This is a genomic window from Proteus columbae (genome assembly GCF_002777965.1).
GTDB lineage: Bacteria > Pseudomonadota > Gammaproteobacteria > Enterobacterales > Enterobacteriaceae > Proteus > Proteus columbae.
The window spans coordinates 14,199-33,905 of record NZ_NGVR01000003.1 but is presented as its reverse complement, the minus strand read 5'-3'; the positions used below and the strand labels follow the sequence as shown (position 1 = coordinate 33,905).

At 38.6% G+C, this 19,707-nt stretch carries 23 protein-coding genes; 2 read left to right on the top strand and 21 right to left on the bottom strand.

Going from position 1 to position 19,707, the window contains the following annotated elements:
* Window positions 1–694: 694 nt before the first annotated feature.
* From CBE70_RS01030 to yceD, 20 genes are all read right to left on the bottom strand, one after another.
* Window positions 695–2,002, bottom strand: a complete 1,308-nt coding sequence (locus CBE70_RS01030) for an NAD(P)/FAD-dependent oxidoreductase (RefSeq protein ID WP_100157849.1) — start codon at window positions 2,000–2,002, stop codon at window positions 695–697.
* Between the two features lie 455 nt (window positions 2,003–2,457).
* A complete protein-coding gene (gene ycfP, locus CBE70_RS01025; RefSeq protein WP_100157848.1) occupies window positions 2,458–2,997 on the bottom strand; it encodes an alpha/beta hydrolase YcfP in 540 nt (179 codons plus the stop codon).
* Window positions 2,994–4,013 carry a beta-N-acetylhexosaminidase gene (nagZ, locus tag CBE70_RS01020; protein WP_100157847.1) on the bottom strand — a complete coding sequence of 340 codons (1,020 nt, stop codon included), beginning with the start codon at window positions 4,011–4,013 and terminating at the stop codon, window positions 2,994–2,996. The genes ycfP and nagZ overlap by 4 nt, the downstream gene beginning before the upstream one ends.
* A 38-nt stretch (window positions 4,014–4,051) precedes the next feature.
* The gene (locus CBE70_RS01015; RefSeq protein ID WP_232797320.1) at window positions 4,052–4,966 is read right to left on the bottom strand and encodes a phosphotransferase; all 915 of its coding nucleotides are present in this window, start codon (window positions 4,964–4,966) and stop codon (window positions 4,052–4,054) included.
* Entirely contained in the window at window positions 4,929–5,519 is a 591-nt protein-coding gene (locus CBE70_RS01010) for a penicillin-binding protein activator LpoB (protein WP_100157845.1), read from the bottom strand. The genes CBE70_RS01015 and CBE70_RS01010 overlap by 38 nt, the downstream gene beginning before the upstream one ends.
* A gap of 17 nt (window positions 5,520–5,536) precedes the next feature.
* Window positions 5,537–5,938 carry a YcfL family protein gene (locus tag CBE70_RS01005; protein WP_100157844.1) on the bottom strand — a complete coding sequence of 134 codons (402 nt, stop codon included), beginning with the start codon at window positions 5,936–5,938 and terminating at the stop codon, window positions 5,537–5,539.
* A gap of 39 nt (window positions 5,939–5,977) precedes the next feature.
* Window positions 5,978–6,328, bottom strand: coding sequence for a purine nucleoside phosphoramidase (gene hinT / locus CBE70_RS01000; RefSeq protein ID WP_036913377.1), 351 nt, complete (start codon window positions 6,326–6,328; stop codon window positions 5,978–5,980).
* Window positions 6,329–6,370: 42 nt separating this feature from the next.
* Complete coding sequence (locus tag CBE70_RS00995) at window positions 6,371–7,156, bottom strand: metal-dependent hydrolase (protein WP_088493184.1); 786 nt, start codon at window positions 7,154–7,156, stop codon at window positions 6,371–6,373.
* Between the two features lie 82 nt (window positions 7,157–7,238).
* Window positions 7,239–8,222 (bottom strand): DNA polymerase III subunit delta', encoded by a 984-nt coding sequence (gene holB, locus CBE70_RS00990; RefSeq protein ID WP_100157843.1) that lies wholly within the window; start codon window positions 8,220–8,222, stop codon window positions 7,239–7,241.
* Entirely contained in the window at window positions 8,219–8,866 is a 648-nt protein-coding gene (gene tmk, locus CBE70_RS00985) for a dTMP kinase (RefSeq protein WP_100157842.1), read from the bottom strand. The genes holB and tmk overlap by 4 nt, the downstream gene beginning before the upstream one ends.
* A 2-nt stretch (window positions 8,867–8,868) precedes the next feature.
* Entirely contained in the window at window positions 8,869–9,891 is a 1,023-nt protein-coding gene (mltG, locus tag CBE70_RS00980) for an endolytic transglycosylase MltG (RefSeq protein WP_100157841.1), read from the bottom strand.
* A 17-nt stretch (window positions 9,892–9,908) separates the two neighbouring features.
* Window positions 9,909–10,736, bottom strand: a complete 828-nt coding sequence (pabC, locus tag CBE70_RS00975; RefSeq protein ID WP_100157840.1) for an aminodeoxychorismate lyase — start codon at window positions 10,734–10,736, stop codon at window positions 9,909–9,911.
* A 134-nt stretch (window positions 10,737–10,870) separates the two neighbouring features.
* Window positions 10,871–12,112: a beta-ketoacyl-ACP synthase II gene (gene fabF, locus CBE70_RS00970; RefSeq protein WP_100157839.1), complete on the bottom strand. Its 1,242-nt coding sequence runs from the start codon at window positions 12,110–12,112 to the stop codon at window positions 10,871–10,873.
* A 74-nt stretch (window positions 12,113–12,186) separates the two neighbouring features.
* Window positions 12,187–12,423 (bottom strand): acyl carrier protein, encoded by a 237-nt coding sequence (gene acpP / locus CBE70_RS00965; RefSeq protein ID WP_004247087.1) that lies wholly within the window; start codon window positions 12,421–12,423, stop codon window positions 12,187–12,189.
* A gap of 157 nt (window positions 12,424–12,580) precedes the next feature.
* Window positions 12,581–13,315: a 3-oxoacyl-ACP reductase FabG gene (fabG, locus tag CBE70_RS00960; protein ID WP_088493190.1), complete on the bottom strand. Its 735-nt coding sequence runs from the start codon at window positions 13,313–13,315 to the stop codon at window positions 12,581–12,583.
* Between the two features lie 8 nt (window positions 13,316–13,323).
* Window positions 13,324–14,256, bottom strand: a complete 933-nt coding sequence (fabD, locus tag CBE70_RS00955; RefSeq protein ID WP_100157838.1) for an ACP S-malonyltransferase — start codon at window positions 14,254–14,256, stop codon at window positions 13,324–13,326.
* Between the two features lie 19 nt (window positions 14,257–14,275).
* Window positions 14,276–15,229, bottom strand: coding sequence for a beta-ketoacyl-ACP synthase III (locus CBE70_RS00950; protein ID WP_100157837.1), 954 nt, complete (start codon window positions 15,227–15,229; stop codon window positions 14,276–14,278).
* Window positions 15,230–15,233: 4 nt separating this feature from the next.
* Window positions 15,234–16,271: a phosphate acyltransferase PlsX gene (plsX, locus tag CBE70_RS00945; protein ID WP_099076190.1), complete on the bottom strand. Its 1,038-nt coding sequence runs from the start codon at window positions 16,269–16,271 to the stop codon at window positions 15,234–15,236.
* Window positions 16,272–16,295: 24 nt separating this feature from the next.
* Window positions 16,296–16,466, bottom strand: coding sequence for a 50S ribosomal protein L32 (rpmF, locus tag CBE70_RS00940; protein ID WP_006537252.1), 171 nt, complete (start codon window positions 16,464–16,466; stop codon window positions 16,296–16,298).
* Between the two features lie 5 nt (window positions 16,467–16,471).
* Window positions 16,472–17,005, bottom strand: a complete 534-nt coding sequence (gene yceD, locus CBE70_RS00935; RefSeq protein ID WP_023582576.1) for a 23S rRNA accumulation protein YceD — start codon at window positions 17,003–17,005, stop codon at window positions 16,472–16,474.
* Between the two features lie 141 nt (window positions 17,006–17,146).
* On the opposite strand from yceD, the gene CBE70_RS00930 reads away from it, so the two are divergent.
* Entirely contained in the window at window positions 17,147–17,746 is a 600-nt protein-coding gene (locus tag CBE70_RS00930; protein ID WP_100157836.1) for a Maf family protein, read from the top strand.
* A gap of 37 nt (window positions 17,747–17,783) precedes the next feature.
* Window positions 17,784–18,194, top strand: a complete 411-nt coding sequence (locus tag CBE70_RS00925; protein WP_232797319.1) for a hypothetical protein — start codon at window positions 17,784–17,786, stop codon at window positions 18,192–18,194.
* Between the two features lie 103 nt (window positions 18,195–18,297).
* Here the strand turns inward: CBE70_RS00925 and rluC are convergent, their stop codons facing one another.
* Window positions 18,298–19,251 (bottom strand): 23S rRNA pseudouridine(955/2504/2580) synthase RluC, encoded by a 954-nt coding sequence (gene rluC, locus CBE70_RS00920; RefSeq protein ID WP_100157835.1) that lies wholly within the window; start codon window positions 19,249–19,251, stop codon window positions 18,298–18,300.
* Between the last annotated feature and the right edge of the window lie 456 nt (window positions 19,252–19,707).

Sequence of the window (19,707 nt, the reverse complement as noted above, 5' to 3'; positions counted from 1 at the left end):
AAACTACGTATTTATGACATGTTAAATACACCACTTATTTCTGTTTTAATTACTTAATTAAATACTAACTACATTCTTAAGACTTACACATTATATTAAGATAGATCTTAATTTATTAAGCTGAAAAAATAGAAATCGTTATGCTATTGCTAATATAGCATTATGATAACACCAAGTTAACAAATGTCGCCTAAAAATAGGAGATATTTTATATTTAACTCATATTATAAAATTTACTTTTAAGATTTGTAAGATTATTTTATCCACTTAAATACAAGTAAAAATAACAAGTTAAGCTTATTTCTAATAATTTTTACTTATTATCTTTCAAATACAAATCTACGAAACACCATAACATTTTATTTGATGAATTAATGAATTAAACATCATTTTTTATTTAAGAAAAGTCTTAAATAATTTAGTGTAATAAATAAAATAAACGCTATCTTTAATATTACAAGTTTAACCTTAATAATAAAATTATGTTTATCATTACTCTATTGAGTTTTAGAGTTATTGGTTATTTTTGATATGGGCAGACAAATCATCTAGTGTTTTATGCTGTGATTATTTATCTTATTTAGATATTCTCATTTAATTTTTTAATTTAAAAGAAAAAATAGATAAAAAACCCTCATATAATATAAGGGTTTAAAAAGGTAACTTTTGTCTTATCCGTAAAGCAAAAGATAAATTAATGAAGTTTTAGTTTAGGTCTAATCACTCGATTGATTGATCCGACTAACATCATAAGCCCAGTTTTGATATAACCATGCAAAGCTATTTGATGCATTCGATATAAAGAGATATAGACAATCCGCGCTATACGTCCTTCGATCATCATGTCCCCTTTCATCAAATTCCCCATCAAACTCCCTACGGTACTAAATTTAGAGAGTGAAACTAATGAGCCATGATCGGTAAACACATAATCTTTTAGCGGTTTGTCTTTTAACATTGCTAAAATATTGCTGTAACAACGACTTGCCATCTGATGTGCGGATTGTGCTCTTGGCGGAACAAAACCGCCTTCTTTTCTTGGACAAGAAGAACAATCACCAATCGCAAAAATAGATTCATCTAAGGTTGTTTGTAAGGTAGGTTTAACAACCAACTGATTAATACGGTTAGTTTCTAAACCAGCAATCTCTTTCATAAAATCAGGCGCTTTAATACCTGCCGCCCACACCATTAAGTCAGCATCAATATGCTCACCTTCTTTAGTGTTTAATCCACCTTCATCTGCGCTTGTGACCATGGTTTTAGTCATCACTCGCACACCTAATTTGGTTAATTCTTGATGTGCAGCACTAGAAATACGCACTGGTAATGCTGGTAAGATGCGTTCTCCAGCTTCAACCAAAGTGATATTTAATGCTGAAGGTGCTAATTTTTTTAATCCATAACTATTAAGCTGTCGTACTGCATTATGCAATTCAGCTGAAAGCTCAACACCCGTCGCACCACCACCTACAATCGCAATATTTACCTTACGATTTTCTTCTTGTGCATTGGTATCTGCTGAGTATTTTAAAAATAAATTTAACATTTCGTTATGGAAACGATGTGCTTGTTGAGGACTGTCCAAGAAAATACAGTTCTCTTTAATACCCGGTGTGCCAAAATCGTTTGATTTACTGCCTAACGCCATCACTAAAATATCGTAGTCTAATGTGCGTTCAGGTACGAGTAACTCTTGATCTTCATTATAAATAGCTGCCAGTGTGATATTTTTTTGCTCACGATCAAGCCCTGTTAATGAACCTAATTGGAAATTGAAATGATGGTTATAACCATGTGCTAGATAACTTAAAGCATCAACACCATCATCTAAAGAACCCGTTGCTACTTCATGTAAAAGGGGTTTCCATAGATGACTGTTGTTGCGATCCACTAAAGTGATCTCTGCTTTTTTGCTGCGTCCTAATTTATTGCCTAATTTGGTCGCCAGTTCTAAACCACCAGCGCCACCACCGACAATAACAATTTTTTTTAATGACATTTAACGTCACTCCATAAAGATATTTACTGTTGTTATTTAAATAGCCTTAGTGAAATCTACTTAAATAACGACAGTTAAATCGTTTCGGCTGTTATTTTTGTTCTTAAGCAAGTTAATTGGAAAGATGGTCATACCAAAGTTGATTTATATCAAAAATATTTGAACATTCATATCTATTTTTTGAAGAAAATAGTCGTTTTTTGCCTTTCAGTGATAAATAAATCACCATTTAAAACATAGGGATATTCGTTTTATCAATTAATACAATGAACTAGAAAAACAAGCATAAAGAGGACTGTTAAAATCAGTCGTGATCATTGAAGTGATAAAAATAAAGGATCGAAACAAATGTTGAAAAAGAGATAGGTAGAGAGGACGATATGAACGTTTTAGCTGCATTAGATAAAAAAATGGATGGAACCAACACCATCCATTTTAAACACCTTACTTTAGTCTTACTCTTTGCTATTAAACGCTTTAATTTTAAATAGATGCTCAGAGAGGCTCTTAAATTTATGCGTTTGCACTTCATCCCAAATTACAGAGTAATAAGGCGATAATTCATCAGCAGAACGCTGATTATCTAAAACCTCATCATTACGGGATAAAATCACTAAAGCGTTATCTTTATTTTTAGAACGAAAATCTTTAATACATTTCGTTGCAATATCTAAATATTCTTCAGGTCTGTCGATTTTGTCTGTCATGTTTTCGTAAGGAAAAAGATTAGGGTTAATCATTACCTGACGAATATTACATAAGAAACCAATACGCTCTGCCCAATATCCACCTAATCCTACGCCGCAAATTAATACTGGCTCTTTCGTGGATTTAATCACTTTATCCGTTTCTTTCAGTAAGTGTTGCATGTCATGACGAGGATGCAACGTACTGTAGCTTAAAAAGCGGACATCAGGATCAATAAACTGTAGCTGTAAAACTTTCTCATGATTTCCAGGACTTGTGGAATCAAAACCATGTAAATATATAATCATGCTCGCTCCTGCCATTGCTCCTGTAATTGGGTCAGCAACTGATTCGCTTTTTTCCAACGATCAGAGGTTTGTAGCTCACTCAATGTGTAACGACCTCGGTGATGGTACAATGTGGAAATGCGTTCTGCTTTGACAGAGGACAGGTTATCTAACACACTCACTGCCCCTTTTCGGTTATTACACACTAAAAGCATATCACAACCAGCATCTAGTGAACGTTGTGCTCTTTCTGCATAACTTCCCATAATAGCAGCACCTTCCATCGATAAATCATCAGAGAAAATAACGCCTTGGAAACCTAATTGTTCACGTAAAATAGATTTCAGCCAGTACGATGAGCCACTTGCTGGACGCTCATCAACCTGAGAATAAATAACATGAGCTGGCATAATGGCATCTAGTAACTGGCGTTGAATAAAATCTTTAAAAATAGACATATCGCGTTGGCGAATATCATTTAAAGAGCGATCATCACGAGGTGTTTCTTTATGAGAATCAGCCCTTACAGCGCCATGACCAGGGAAGTGTTTGCCTGTTGATTTCATACCCGCAGAGCGCATACCTTTAATAAAACTCTCTGCCATTGTCATAGCAATTTCAGGTGAATCATGGAAAGAACGCTCACCAATGGCAATACAGTTATGACCTAGGTCGAGCACAGGTGCAAAACTGATATCAATGTCCATGGCAATCATTTCTGATGCCATTAACCATCCAGCTTCTTGTGCTAAATGACTCGCTTGATAACCTTCATTTAATGCCGCATAAGATTGAGCAGCTGGTATGCGTGTAAAACCATCACGGAAGCGCTGCACTCGTCCCCCTTCTTGGTCTACTGCAATCACAAGACGCTCATGAGATGCATCACGAATTTGGCGAACTAATTCATTTAATTGTTCAGCATCGTGGAAGTTGCGGGTAAAAAGGATTAATCCACCGACAAGAGGATGCTTTAAAATTTCACGCTCTTCACTATCGAGTTCATATCCTTCAACATCAAGCATTACCGGACCCATAACATTCCTCTCTTTGTAATTGTGACAAGATAATGTCTTTAATTCGTCAGACTGAAATAGCGACGTAAAGGTTCAGACATTATTAAAAATGATCCATCTTTTGTTTGTTGCCAACGGACTTCATACCACATTAGCATCATATAAAAAATGAATGGCTCTCTTGATAAAATACGCTTTCTCAACTCCTTCACAGAATAAACATCCACCTTTTGGGATTGAGCATAATGACAATGATACGAATAATAATAATCCAAAAACGTATTTTGTTGCGCTTCATTGAGTTGATTTGTTGCAAAGAACGTCATCAATGAATCAGCTGTATCAATATCGGCTGCATATTCCCAATCAATAAATTTTATACCGGAATCACTAAGAAGAATATTCTCAACATGCAAATCCATGTGAGCAGGCGCGTATTTTATGAGATTGCATCGCGGTTGGCGTAAAAAATTTTGTTGTAAGCGTAACCATTTAGCGGATAAACGTTTTCTATCAATACCCTGCCAATAAATTAATAATTCATGATTTAAGTTAAGAGGAAAACCTAACGGTGTGTGTTGATGGAGTATTGCTATTTTTTCAGCCAACGGTTTTAAATAAGTACTAAAAAGTGATTGGTGAGTAAGATGTTCGCCCTGTAACCAATAAAGAAAAAACCACTCTTTATAACGTGTAGCGACTTTAGGTGATAAATTAGATCCTGATAGCTGTTTTAAAATGGCGTATTCTTTTCTTCCATGTACATAAAGCGCTTTTTTTTCATCGCCATAATAACGAGCAACCCAGTCAATATCTGTACATTGCACGCGAAAAACACCACCACCAGCGCCTTCTAATGCCGTAATTTTCCATTTACTTAATGCCGTTGCAGGAAAAAGCGCTTGCAAGGCATTAAGTAAACTTGAGTAATGCGGATCACTCAACCTTATGGCGTCCGTTCCAAAGAATTTCACCAGAAGAAACCGACATTAACTGCATACTGATCACACGGTTATCTTTTTTACCATCAACCGTTGAGAATAAAATATAATCAGCTTTCAAATAGCGAGCTAAACCAATTGCTGCACTACGAAGACCTAGGCTATCTTCACCAGATAAACCGAGGGCTTTTCGCGCTGACATCATTTGCGTATAAGGCACGGTTTGCAATGCACTAATACTATTAACCGATTCAATAATAGTATTAGTCGCATTTACTGCCTGGATATTCCCACCTGAATTATTTTTAACATTATCAACAACGATAAGCTTACCCGCGTCTAAATCACCAGTAACCGCCATTTCTCTAATTAAAGGAGTAACAGCAGCATTCCAATTAATACTCGTAATTTTAGGTGGTGTTGGCACAACTTCAATTGGTGGCTCTATCGGTTTAGGCGGCTCTACTGGCTCTGTAGGTGTAATTGGCCCAACAGGTTCAACAGGTGCTGGCGGTTGTTGTGGCAACATTGATGGACAACCTGCTAATAAAAACACAGACATCGCCACAAATAGAACTCTTTTCATGCTCGTGTTACCTTATCCTAAGTAAAGAGATAAACTCTGACATAACTAATGGTTTTATCTGGTATATCACCACTAATTGCGGCATCACCATCACCAAGAATAGTCACATCATTTACATTCCCAGCAGGGGAAACTTCAAGTCCTTGTTCGTTATACCAATAAAAACGATAGCGTATAGAGACAGGGTAAGATTGTGTATTTGATAACATGACTGTCGCTTTTGTGCCATTAGCATGGTGTTCAATGGTTGGCTGACCAGCAACAATGCCTACAACTAATACCGAAGGCTCCATAATAATAGCCTGCTGACGATTGAAATAGAGTTTATTATCTGAATGAGATGATAAACATCCTGAAAGCAATGTCGTCATAAACACAGCGATAAGTAATGAAAAAATGGCCTTACCTTGTCTTATCATGTATTACTTCCTGTTATCCTGCTGTTAGCATCACATCCATTACTGGCTTAATAATGGCCCTAATGGTTTTCCGCCAAGCAAATGCATATGAATATGGAAAACTTCTTGTCCACCATGTTTATTACAGTTCATCACTAAGCGATAACCGTCTTCAGCAATACCTTCCTGTTGTGCAATTTTTGCCGCAACTACAAAAAGGTGTCCTAATACTTGCTCATCCTCCGCAGTAACATCATTTACAGTAGGAATAAGTTTATTAGGAATAATTAAAATATGAGTGGGTGCTTGAGGTGAAATATCACGAAATGCAGTCACTGTATCATCTTGAAAAACGATATTGGCTGGAATTTCACCACGAATAATTTTACTGAAAATTGTTTCTTCTGCCATTTCCATCACCTTATTATTTATTTTAATTCCTGATTAATTCTATTAAGCAGGTAAGTTTTGAATATGAAAGAGCTTAGCAAAATTGCGTGTTGTTTGTTGCGCTAACTCTTCAACACTCACTCCTTTTAAGACAGCCATATACTCTGCAACATCACGGACATAAGCCGGTTGATTTTCTTTTCCTCGATGAGGAACTGGCGCTAAATAAGGGGAGTCTGTTTCAACTAAAATTCTATCAAGAGGAACAATACGAGCAGCTTCTCTAATTTGTTCAGCATTTCTAAATGTCACGATGCCAGAAAAAGAAATATACATTCCAAGATCAAGTAATGCTGTTGCAGTTTCTTTATCTTCAGTAAAACAATGCAGAACACCACCACAATCTTGAACTTTCTCTTCTTTTAAAATCGATAACGTATCTTCGCGAGCACTGCGTGTATGCACAATAACGGGTTTATTAACTTGGCGTCCAATACGAATATGCTCACGAAAAATTTCACGTTGCAGAGCAGCATTTTCTTGTTGGTAATAGTAATCTAGCCCTGTTTCACCTAAAGCCACAACATCAGGTGCAGCAGCTAAACGTGCTAATTCTTCAACATCATGGCCTTCATCTAAATTTAAAGGATGGATCCCACAAGAAAAGGCGATATTGTCACGTTTACCGATTAGCTCACGCATACTCTTAAAGCCCGGTAATGTGGTTGCCACTGCTAACATATATTGGACATCACGCTGCTGTGCTTTTTCGACAACATCATCAATATTTTCATGTAATTTTTCATAATCTAAACAGTCGAGATGGCAGTGTGAATCAACTAAAAACATAACTTACTCTCATTTATCTGGTATCTGGTACGACTTATAGGTGTTTTTTATTACAGCTAAATCATAATTAATATGTAGCTAATTAATTTTTTGTGGATAGCTGATTTTCCCAATCTAGTAGCTGTTCTACTAGTAATAACTCTCTATTTAATGCAGGAATGGTCATCAACTGATAACGACACTGTTTCCATCCATCAATAGTGGATAATAAAATATCCGAAGGCCATTGTGATAACGCCATAATCAATGCTTGCTGGTCTTGATTCACACAATACACTTGTGCATTAGTTTGATATTTTAATGCATCAAGCAGCAGTGATAATAACCAATACAAGCGGCGTTCTGCATTATCTTGATTTAATTGTGGTAAAAATGCATATAAATCACGTTGTTGTATGCTCGTATATAAAACTTGGCAAAAAGTCTCTCTTTCTTTCCACTCATCTTTCAATAATGAAAGCGCTAAAACCGGAGCGTTCTGAGATAAATTTAATGCCGTCACACTATTTGCATAAGGTATGTTTGGTAATTGTTGCTGTAACCAGTGCGTTGCGTGTTGAAGATCTGGCGTTGCTAAATGATAATAAAAACAACGACTACGCAAGGTCGCTAATAAAACCTCTGGTTGCTGACAATTCAGTAAAAAATAGGTATTTTTAGGCGGCTCTTCTAACGTTTTGAGCAATGCATTTGCTGCCGCTTCTGTTAACGCTTCAACGTCTTTTATCCAAACAACTCTAAAACCACTTTGCTGAGCATGATGCTCCAATTTTTCAGTGACTTTTCTTACAGCTTCAATACCAATCGAGGACTTTCCCTTTTCACTTTGCAAAACATGCCAATCAGGGTGTGTTTCAGCAAGCATCAAACGACAGCTATGGCATTCATTACAACTTTTTAATCCCTGTTTATTCTGGCACATTAACCAACGACTTAATCCATAAGAGAGAGCTTCTCCTCCCATGCCTTCTATCGCATGTAAAAGCAAGGCATGATGACCCCGCCCTTCTTGATACATGCTAATAAGTTGTCGATATGCCTGATTTAGCCAAGGATACCAATTCATAGTGATTTATTTTCCTGCTGAACTAGCCACGTTGTTAATGTGTGACGGATATCTGCTTGTACTTTTTCAATCGTTTGAGATGCATCTATCGTGATAATGGAGTCATCATCTTTAGCCAATGCTTGATAACGTTCACGAGTACGATAAAAGAAATCCATTGATTCTTTTTCAATCCGGTCTAATTCGCCTCGAGCACGCGCTCTGGCAAGACCAACAGCCGGATCTAAATCAAGATATAAGGTTAAATCAGGGCGAAAATCACCAAGAACAGTATTACGAAGTGACAACATAAGATCTTTATCTAAGCCGCGCCCACCGCCTTGGTAAGCTTGTGAAGAGAGATCATGTCTATCGCCAATCACCCATTTACCTTCCGCAAGCGCAGGTTTTATGACGTTCTCAACCAGCTGAACACGCGCTGCATATAGCATCAATAATTCGGCTTTATCCGTGACTTTTTCGCCGTCAATACCTTGTTTGATAAGCTCACGTAATTTTTCGGCAAGCGGTGTGCCACCCGGTTCACGAGTAAATGCCAGATTGGTGATACCTTTATCTTTAAGTGTATCGATAACTGTTTGGATCGCACTGGTTTTTCCAGCACCTTCAAGTCCTTCAATTACAATAAATTTGCTGTTGTTCATAATTATCTTTGTTGTAAGCGTCGATATTGTGCGACGGCTTTATTATGTTCATTGAGTGTGGTTGAAAATTTATGACCACCCGTTCCATCCGCAACAAAATAGAGATAACGCGTATCTGCTGGATGTGCAGCGGCTCTAATTGAAGCAACGCCCGGCATTGCTATTGGTGTTGGTGGTAAGCCATCAATTTGATACGTGTTATAAGGTGTATAGCCATTTAAATCACTACGATAAATTGTGCCTCTATATTTATCACCTAAACCATAGATGACCGTTGGATCAGTCTGTAATCGCATATTAGTTTTTAATCGATTGACAAAAACAGACGCAACCTTTGTTCTTTCAGCATCAATGCCTGTCTCTTTTTCAATAATTGATGCCATGATAAGCATTTCATAAGCCGATTTATACGGTAAGTCACTATCGCGTTTAATCCACTCTTCTTCTAATGTTTTTTCCATTTGCTGGTAGGCACGTTTTAAAATTGCGACGTCAGTCGTACCCGCCGTGTAATGGTATGTATCTGGTGCAAACCAACCTTCTAGATTAGTAATTTCAGGCTTTATTCCTATTTCTTGACGTAACTTATCGCTATCCATCGTGTGTGCGACAGCCGCCAGTTGAGGTGCTTGCTCAAAAATAGATTGCCAATCCTTTAAACGACTTCCTTCAATAAAACGGATAGAGAACTGAGCCTCTTTACCACTTTTGATTAGCAATAAAACATCATGCAATGTCATCCCTTTTGTTAAACGATAAGTACCAGCTTTAAATTGGCTTAGTTCTGGTTTGGCTTTTAATAAAACCTGAAAATAATCACCTTCTTTAAGCAGATTATTTTTTATTAATAGTTGCTCCATGGCAACACGCCCTGTTCCTGCTGGCACAGTCAGTAGCATTTCATCTTGTTTTACAACAATATTTTCTTCTAGGCCTCGAATATGTTGCATCATATACAATGCAACTGCGCCAAGGCTAATCAATAAGGCAAAAAAAACTATCCATACTATTTTTCTTATCTTCATTTATAACTCATTAAATTCTATTTAAGTGACAAACTGTGTTGTAAAACAACATGATAATAATCCCTATTAGGATATTGATAGTACTTATCATCTGAAAACGTGATTTGTGAAACGGGGATCACTGGCATCAACGCATTTGTTAACCATATTTCATCAGCTTGATAAAGTGTTTCAGGTTTTTCTCTCACAATATCAATTTCCCAATGATTTTTTTGAGCTAATTGAAAAATAGATTGACGCATAATGCCATTTACCCCTGAATTAGTCAGGTTTGGCGTAAAAAACCTATTTCCTTTACGCCAAAAAAGATTCGCCGCATTAGCTTCAACTAAATATCCTTCATTATCACACACTAAAACATCATCAAATTCTGTTTTTTCTAAATGATATTTGATAAGGACTTGTTCTAGACGATTGAGATGTTTGATCCCAGCCAACAAAGGGTTTTGCCCTAAGGTAACAGAACTTATACCAAGCGATACACCTTCACTTTGCTGGTGGAGATAATGGGTAGGATAAGATGACAGAGATATGATTACTGTCGGCGTTATAAATCCATGGGAGGAATATCCTCGTCCACCATAACCACGACTAATAATAATTTTAATCACACTTTTTGTTTTAGCCAGAGAAGCGGCTTCTATGATCTGCTCTTTAAGTTCAGACCAATTAGGATGAGGTAGAAAGAGAGCGTTACAGCCTTGTTTTAAGCGATTTATGTGTGCAGTTAATAAAATGGGATCACCCTGTTCAACAGCAAGTGTTGTGAAACAGCCATCCCCAAACTGTACCGCTCGATCACTGGCATCTACATTTTGTTGCTGTTGCCCATTTACCCAATACATCTAACACACCTTACATCTATGTTATTGATATCAATCTGCACATGATAAAACAACTGCCAGTAAAAGGACAAAATAAAAGACCCAGAATAATCCTGGGCCTTTAGGTATTTTTTCAACTTTCTACAAAAAACGGCTTATACGCGTTTAAAGAGAATTGAACCGTTAGTACCACCAAAGCCAAATGAGTTACACAGAGCATATTCCATGTTCTCAACTTTACGCGCTTTATGTGGAACAAAATCAAGATGACAATTTTCGTCTTGATTATCTAGGTTAATTGTTGGAGGTACGATTTGATCACGTAGTGAAAGGATAGTAAAGATAGACTCAATTGCACCCGCAGCACCTAATAAGTGACCTGTCATAGATTTTGTTGAGCTAACTAATACATCAGTACCTTTACCAAATACGTTTTCTACTGCCTGTGCTTCAGCAACGTCGCCTGCATTTGTTGATGTGCCGTGTGCATTGATATAACCCACGTCGGATGAGGCGATACCTGCATCCTTCAGTGCATTTGTCATTGCCAGCGCACCGCCTTCGCCATTTTCTGCCGGTGAAGTCATGTGATAAGCATCGCTGCTCATACCAAAACCAAACACTTCAGCATAAATTTTAGCGCCACGGTTTTTAGCGTGTTCATACTCTTCGAGAACAAGAACACCCGCACCATCACCTAATACAAAACCATCACGATCTTTATCCCATGGGCGGCTAGCCGCTTGAGGATTGTCGTTACGTGTTGATAATGCACGAACAGCACCAAAGCCACCCAAACCTAATGGTGTGGTTGCTTTTTCGGCACCGCCTGCCAGCATTGCGTCTGCATCACCATAAGCGATAATACGTGCAGCATGTCCAATATTATGAACACCTGAAGTACACGCTGTTGCGATAGAGATTGTAGGGCCACGAAGACCATACATAATGCTTAAATGCCCTGCAACCATGTTAATAATGGTTGAAGGTACAAAGAATGGGCTAATTTTACGAGGGCCACCACTCATCATAGATGTATGGTTTTCTTCGATAAGGCCTAAGCCACCAATACCAGAACCAATAGCAGCTCCGATACGACTTGCATTGGCTTCTGTTACTTCAAGACCTGAATCCGCAATGGCCTGCACACCTGCTGCAATACCATATTGAATGAAAAGATCCATCTTACGCGCGTCTTTACGCGAAAGATTATAATCTTCGTGATTGAAATCTTTTACCAATCCAGCGAATTTAGTCGCATGATGACTGGTGTCAAAATCTTCGATAAGGCCGATACCACTCTGTCCGGCACACACTGCTTCCCAAGAAGCTTCTGCGTTATTACCGACAGGAGATAACATGCCTAGTCCGGTCACAACTACACGACGCTTAGACACGCTTATCCTCCAAGGAGGGAAAAAGTTTAGGATTAAAAATATAGGCGGTCGAGTGACCGCCTAGATTAGCAAGCTTATTTACCTGCGTTTTCAACGTAATCAATAGCAGCTTGAACTGTAGTAATTTTTTCTGCTTCTTCGTCTGGGATTTCGATATCGAATTCTTCTTCCAGAGCCATTACCAGCTCAACTGTGTCAAGAGAATCAGCGCCTAAGTCATCAACAAATGAAGCTGAATTTACAACTTCTTCCTCTTTAACACCCAGTTGTTCAACAATGATTTTCTTAACGCGTTCGTCGATAGTGCTCATACTATTAAATTTCCTATCAAAACTCGCTTGCGCGATGATTTTCTTAGTTTATAAATACAGGAAAAGATCTAACCAATCCCGACTGTGTGGACTACTTTATTCGCTATATTTTGCATTATATTGTACGCAAAAAGCAAATATAAAGACGTCCCCATAATTAGATCATGTACATGCCACCATTGACATGCAATGTTTCACCCGTGATATAGCTTGCTTCATCAGAAGCTAAGAAAGCTACAGCACTGGCAATCTCTTTGGCATCACCTAAACGGTTAGCAGGGACTTGAGATAAAATACCTGCTCTTTGGTCGTCTGTTAATGCTCTAGTCATATCAGTTTCGATAAAGCCCGGAGCAACAACATTCACCGTAATGCCACGGGAAGCAACTTCGCGTGCTAATGATTTACTAAAACCAATCACACCCGCTTTTGCCGCCGCGTAGTTTGCCTGTCCTGCGTTACCCATGGTTCCAACAACAGAACCAATGGTAATTATACGACCATGACGTTTTTTCATCATAGCACGCATAACTGCTTTAGACAGACGGAAGACTGATGAAAGATTAGTGTCAATGATATCTTGCCACTCATCATCTTTCATGCGCATCAACAGGTTATCACGAGTAATACCTGCATTATTGACCAAAATATCAATTTCGCCAAATTCAGCACGCACATCTGCTAAAAATTTTTCGATAGAGTCGTTTTCTGTGACGTTTAACACAAAACCCTTACCCTTACCGTCTAAATATTCGCTGATAGCTTGCGCACCGTTTTCACTCGTTGCTGTACCAATTACTGTCGCACCGCGTGCAACTAAATCTTCTGCAATCGCACGGCCAATACCACGGCTTGCACCAGTAACTAGCGCTATTTTTCCGTCAAATCCCATGAGATCCCTCAGTCATTTCCTAATGCAACATCTAATGATGCAATATCATTAACTGCTGCAGCGTTCATTTCTTTAGAAATACGTTTTGTTAAGCCAGTTAATACTTTTCCTGGTCCGATTTCTAATAATTGTGTGATGCCTTTTTCAGCAATAAGTTCAACCGTTTCAGTCCAGCGAACCGGATTATAAAGCTGGCGAACTAACGCATCACGGATTGCATTTGCATCAGTTTGCGCTATCACATCAACGTTATTAATGACCTGAATTTCAGGTTGTTTAAATTCGATTTCTTGTAATGCAACCGCTAACTTATCAGCAGCAGGTTTCATTAAAGCACAGTGAGAAGGTACGCTTACCGCTAATGGTAAAGCACGTTTAGCACCCGCTTCTTTACATAACACACCAGCACGTTCTACGGCTTCTTTGTTACCCGCAATAACAACTTGACCCGGTGAGTTAAAGTTTACAGGTGAGACAACTTGTCCTTGCGCTGCTTCTTCACAGGCTTTTGCAATAGCGTCATTATCTAAACCGATAATCGCATACATTGCACCAGTACCCGCGGGTACGGCTTCTTGCATCAGTTGACCACGTAATTCTACTAACTTAATTGCCGCAGCGAAATCAATAACACCCGCACACACTAATGCAGAATACTCGCCAAGACTGTGACCTGCCATCATTTGTGGCATTTTGCCTTGTTTTTCTTGCCATACACGCCAAATAGCAACAGAAGCTGCTAATAATGCGGGTTGTGTTTTCCATGTTTTGTTTAGCTCTTCTTCTGGGCCATTTTGAACTAAGTCCCAAAGAGAGTAACCCAATACATCAGATGCTTGAGCAAATGTTTCAGTCACGATTGGATATTGCTCTGCAAGTTCTGCAAGCATTCCAACAGCTTGTGATCCCTGTCCGGGAAAAACCATTGCAAAATCAGTCATGTTTATTTTCCTGATAATATTAAAAACGGATAAGTGCAGAACCCCAAGTAAAACCGCCACCAAACGCTTCCAGTAAGATTAGCTGGCCACGTTGAATGCGATTATCTCTTACAGCTTCATCTAATGCTGTTGGGACTGATGCTGCTGATGTATTGCCGTGGCGATCTAATGTCACCACTACTTTATCCATTGTCATATCCAGCTTTTTCGCTGTCGCTGAAATAATTCTTAAATTTGCCTGATGAGGCACAAGCCAGTCCAGTTCAGATTTATCAATTTTGTTAGCTTCAAGTGTCTCATCCACAATGTGGGCAAGCTCACGAACTGCGACTTTAAAGACTTCATTTCCTGCCATAGTAACGTAAGCAGGTAAATCGTCGTTTTCTCTACTCTGATAAGGTAGTGCTAAGAGATCACCAAAACGTCCATCAGAATGTAAATGGGTAGAGATAATACCTTCTTCTTCTGATGCGCCAACAACCACAGCACCCGCCGCATCACCAAACAGGATAATCGTGCCACGATCTTCTGGATCTAAAGCGTGAGATAATCTGTCCGCACCAATAACCAGTGCTTTTTTAACAGAACCTGCTTTAATAAATTGATCCGCAATACTTAATGCATAAACAAAACCTGAACATGCCGCCGCAACATCAAAAGCAATACAGTCATTAATACCTAATGCATTTTGAATTTGGCAAGCCGCACTTGGGAATGCATGAGAGCCAGATGTAGTTGCAACAATAATCAATCCAATGTCTTGCTTATCAATACCTGACATTTCTAATGCTTTTTCGCCAGCACCCGCACCCATCACGGCAACAGTTTCTTCTTCTGCTGCAATTCGACGTTCATGAATACCCGTTCTGGTAACAATCCACTCGTCAGATGTTTCAACCATTCTTTCTAAATCGGCATTAGTTCGCACTTGTACAGGCAAGTAACTACCAGTACCTAAGATTTTTGTATACATTCTATCAATCGCTCTTGGGTAATACTGTTGTCAGTCGTGAAGCAATTCGCTCTGGAATTTTTCGCTCAACGGCATGAACAGCCTGTTCTATTGCTGCTGTAAACGCGCTTTCATTTGCGCCACCATGGCTTTTAATGACGATACCGCGTAATCCTAACAGAGAAGCACCGTTATACTGGTCGGGGTTCATATGTCCAAAACGCTTAATTAGCCGCTTTTGCAACCACTTCTTCAATATTTTCATCCACCACGACGTTTTTTTATTTTCGGTAGTAGAAGATTTAATCAATGAAAGGAAAACTCTGATAACCCCTTCCATCGTTTTAAGGGAGACATTACCTGCGAAGCCGTCACACACCAATACATCCGTTTTGCCTGTCAGTAACTCATTACCTTCAACATAACCAATATAATTAATATTCGGTGTCGATTTTAATACCGTAGCAGCTTCGCGGATATTATCTAATCCTTTACTCTCTTCTTCACCAATATTTAAAAGCGCCACTTTCGGTGAATCAATCTCTGCTATCTCTTCGGCCATAACTGCGCCCATTACCGCAAACTGCACCAGCATTTTGCTATCACAGTTAACGTTAGCGCCTAAATCCAGAACAACCGTCTTGCCTTTTTTCTGGTTAGGTAATACCGAAACCAGTGCAGGACGTTCAATTCCATCAATCGCATTAAGTCGAAGTTTTGCTAATCCCATCAATACGCCAGTATTCCCTGCACTTACACACGCCTGTGCATCCCCAGTTTTCACGAGATCAAGAGCCACTCGCATTGATGTACCCTTACTTGCTCTAATAGCTTGTGAAGGTTTGGCATCATTGGCGACAATATGTTCTGCGGGTATAACTTGTAAACGGGAGATTAGCTCAGCATTTTGATTTGCAAGCAGAGGAGAGATAGAGTCTGGTTGACCTACCAGCAATATTTTTAAATGAGGATTAGATGCCAGCGCCCGCAAACAAGCAGGCACTGTGATGCGAGGACCGAAGTCCCCGCCCATCGCATCTAACGCTATGGTTAGATTTGTCAAGGTATCAACGAGCTATAAAGCTAATTACTTGTTGATAACCTTGCGGCCACGGTAGTAACCGTCAGCAGTTACATGGTGACGCAGGTGAGTTTCACCAGAAGTTTTGTCAACAGAAACCTGAGTTACTGTCAGCGCGTCATGAGAGCGACGCATACCACGTTTAGAACGAGTTGGTTTGTTTTGTTGTACGGCCATTGACCTTACTCCTTAGTACTTTTCTTTAAACTGGCTAATACGGCAAATGGATTTGGTTTCTCTGATAATTCTTCAGGGAGTTCACCAAACACCATATCCGCGTCGGACACTTCACAGTGTTCAAAATCATGTACCGGAACTACCGGCAAGTTGAGGATTATTTCATCTTCAATCATCGCCAGCAAATCTATTTCACCAAATTCGTTTACATAAACTGGTTCATATTCTTCCGGTAATGTCTCGGCCCGTTCATCACTGACAACAGGGCTAAAACAATATGTTGCGTGAACATGATATGGAAAATGGCCACCACAACGTTGACATTCTAAAGTCACATCCACATCGGAATGCCCTTTAATCACGGCAAGACGTTGATGGTCAATATCAAATGATAAAGCCACATCAATATTACTGTCCACACTGACCACCGATTCAGCTAAGCGGCTTACTTGCTCTGGAGAATAATGACCGTCATAGTCTAAATTCTTTTGAGCTGCTCGCAGCGCATCAATGGTCAGGGGTAATTTTACCTTTTGCATAAGGCGCGCATATTATCTTTGTAATGGAATATAGTCAAAGAAAAAGGCGGGTTATCTACACCTTTCCACCAAAATTCGCTTTATCAGCGGCGCATAGTTTAGAATGTCAGGCATCATTTTGCTACGGATTTTAAAAAAAATATGTTGCCACTCGTTCTTGCGTCTACTTCACCCTTTCGGGCTCAGTTGCTGAAAAAGCTTGGAATGCCCTTTATACAGGCATCTCCAGAGATTGACGAAACCCCTATGCCCACAGAGTGCGCTCAAGATCTTGTCAGTCGCTTATCCTATGAAAAAGCCAGCGCTTTACAAGCAAAATTTCCACATCACCTTATAATTGGTTCTGATCAAGTTTGTGTGCTAAATAAAAAGATTACGGGGAAACCCCATAATTTTGATAATGCTTTTGCACAATTAAAACAAGCTTCTGGGCAATGTATCTCGTTCTATACCGGATTAACTGTATATAATAGCCTAACTTTAAAACATCAAACACATTGTGAATTATTCCAAGTTTACTTTCGCCATTTAACAGATGAAGAAATTATCAGTTATTTAAATAAAGAAATGCCTTTCAATTGTGCTGGAAGTTTTAAATCAGAAGGGTTAGGTATTACTCTGTTTGATAAACTTGTTGGCGACGATCCAAATTCTTTAATTGGTTTACCACTTATCCGATTGAATAAAATGTTACTCTCGCAAAGAATAAACCCATTATTTTTCTCTGATGATCAAAAATAAATCTGATCATCTTATTTTTTAATCTTATGTAGCGATAATGCGTATTATGAATAAATTAGCATCAGTCTTAACAGCTTTAGTGATGGCAACAACATTAGTGGGTTGTTCTGATGAAAAAGACACTGAAATTTCAACAACAAAAACAACTAATACTACAAATACTATCCAAGACAGTGTGATTTCAGACAAAAAAGATGACAACACATCCTTATTTAAAAAGAATTTTGTCAGTAGTTGCATATTAGGTTCTGGCATTACTGATGATGCGCTAATTCCTCAAATTGCCGAAGTGTGTGAATGCACTTACGACGGCATTATTAAAAATTACGGAATTACAGAGTTTATCCGTGTAGATATGGAAATGCGCAAAAACGGTTCAAAATCACTACCTAAAGAGTGGGATATTGATAAAATTGTTGAGCAATGCATGACAAAAGTGGAAGGTTAAATCCTGTTTTACATTCACTTTTTTAGTGGTTTAAAAAAGCAATACGCCCAGCTAACTGGGCGCATTGGGTATTCAGATTTTCTGTCGAAATAAAAATTTAGACTTAAGATTTTTGACTACGTAATACTTGCAAACAATGACGTAACTGGTTATCCATTGGCGCTTCAATTCGCATTTGTTCACCCGTTGAAGGATGAGTAAATGTCAAAGAACTTGCATGTAAAAATAAGCGATTAAGTTTTGTTCCTACCAATTGTGAATCAAAATCACGATCACCATAACGATCATCAAATGCAATAGGATGACCTGCATGTAATGTATGTACACGAATTTGGTGTGTTCTTCCTGTCACAGGGCTTGCTTTCACTAATGTGGCAAATTCAAAACGCTCTTCCACTTTAAAACGCGTTTCAGAAGGTTTTCCTTCATTGCTTACTTTAACTACTCGCTCACCACTTTGAAGAATATTTTTCAATAACGGTGCCTGAACAACTTTAGTGTGAGATTGCCATTGACCACGCACTAAGGCTAAATAATCTTTTTGCATCTGTTTTAAGCGTAATTGCTCATGCAAAGCACGTAATGCTGAACGTTTTTTTGCAATTAATAAAACACCCGATGTATCTCTATCAAGACGATGTACAAGCTCTAAAAAGCGAGCTTCTGGGCGCAATGCACGCAAGCCTTCAATCACACCAAAACTTAACCCACTTCCTCCATGTACTGCCGTACCAGAAGGTTTATTGATGAGCATTAAGTGGTCGTCTTCATATAAAATACAATTTGACAATACAGCGACTTTATCAAGCTTTGGTGATACCGCGACTTCTTCTTTTTCCGAGACTCGCACAGGAGGTATACGGATGCTGTCACCCGCATTGAGTTTGTATTCAGGTTTAATTCGCCCTTTGTTAACTCGAACTTCCCCTTTACGGATAATTCGGTAAATCATACTTTTTGGTACACCTTTCAAGCGTGCCAGTAAAAAATTATCGATACGCTGGCCTGCTTCATCGCCATCAATGGTGACGAACTGAACTTGATTAAATGATTTCATAGTGGCGATTCTTTGGCTCTCTTAAAATAAAAATAACAAACAACTTTGTGGTGTACAAAATAACATCAAATCTGTCGTCTATTTTAACCTGAATAATGGGAAAAAGACGAAACATTAGCTAATCTCTCATATTTATACAGAAAAAGTCACCAAAGCAGAAAAGTCATCTTGCTATAACCCTAACACCAATGGAATAATGCAGACTCTCCTGATTATGTTTATCAGGTATATTTATGAAAATTTTGTTTGTTTGATTTTCAAAATGCAGCAATGGCGTAAGACATAGTCGAAAATCAAACAATTTAGTATGCCATAAATACATCGCTTATTGAGTTGAAACATTGTGTTCAATTAAAGAGTGCTGAATTTTTAAACTAAAAATCAGACTCACCGACATATTGCACCTCTATACAATCGACAACCGTGAGGTTGACGCATTTGTAAAAGACACGAGGT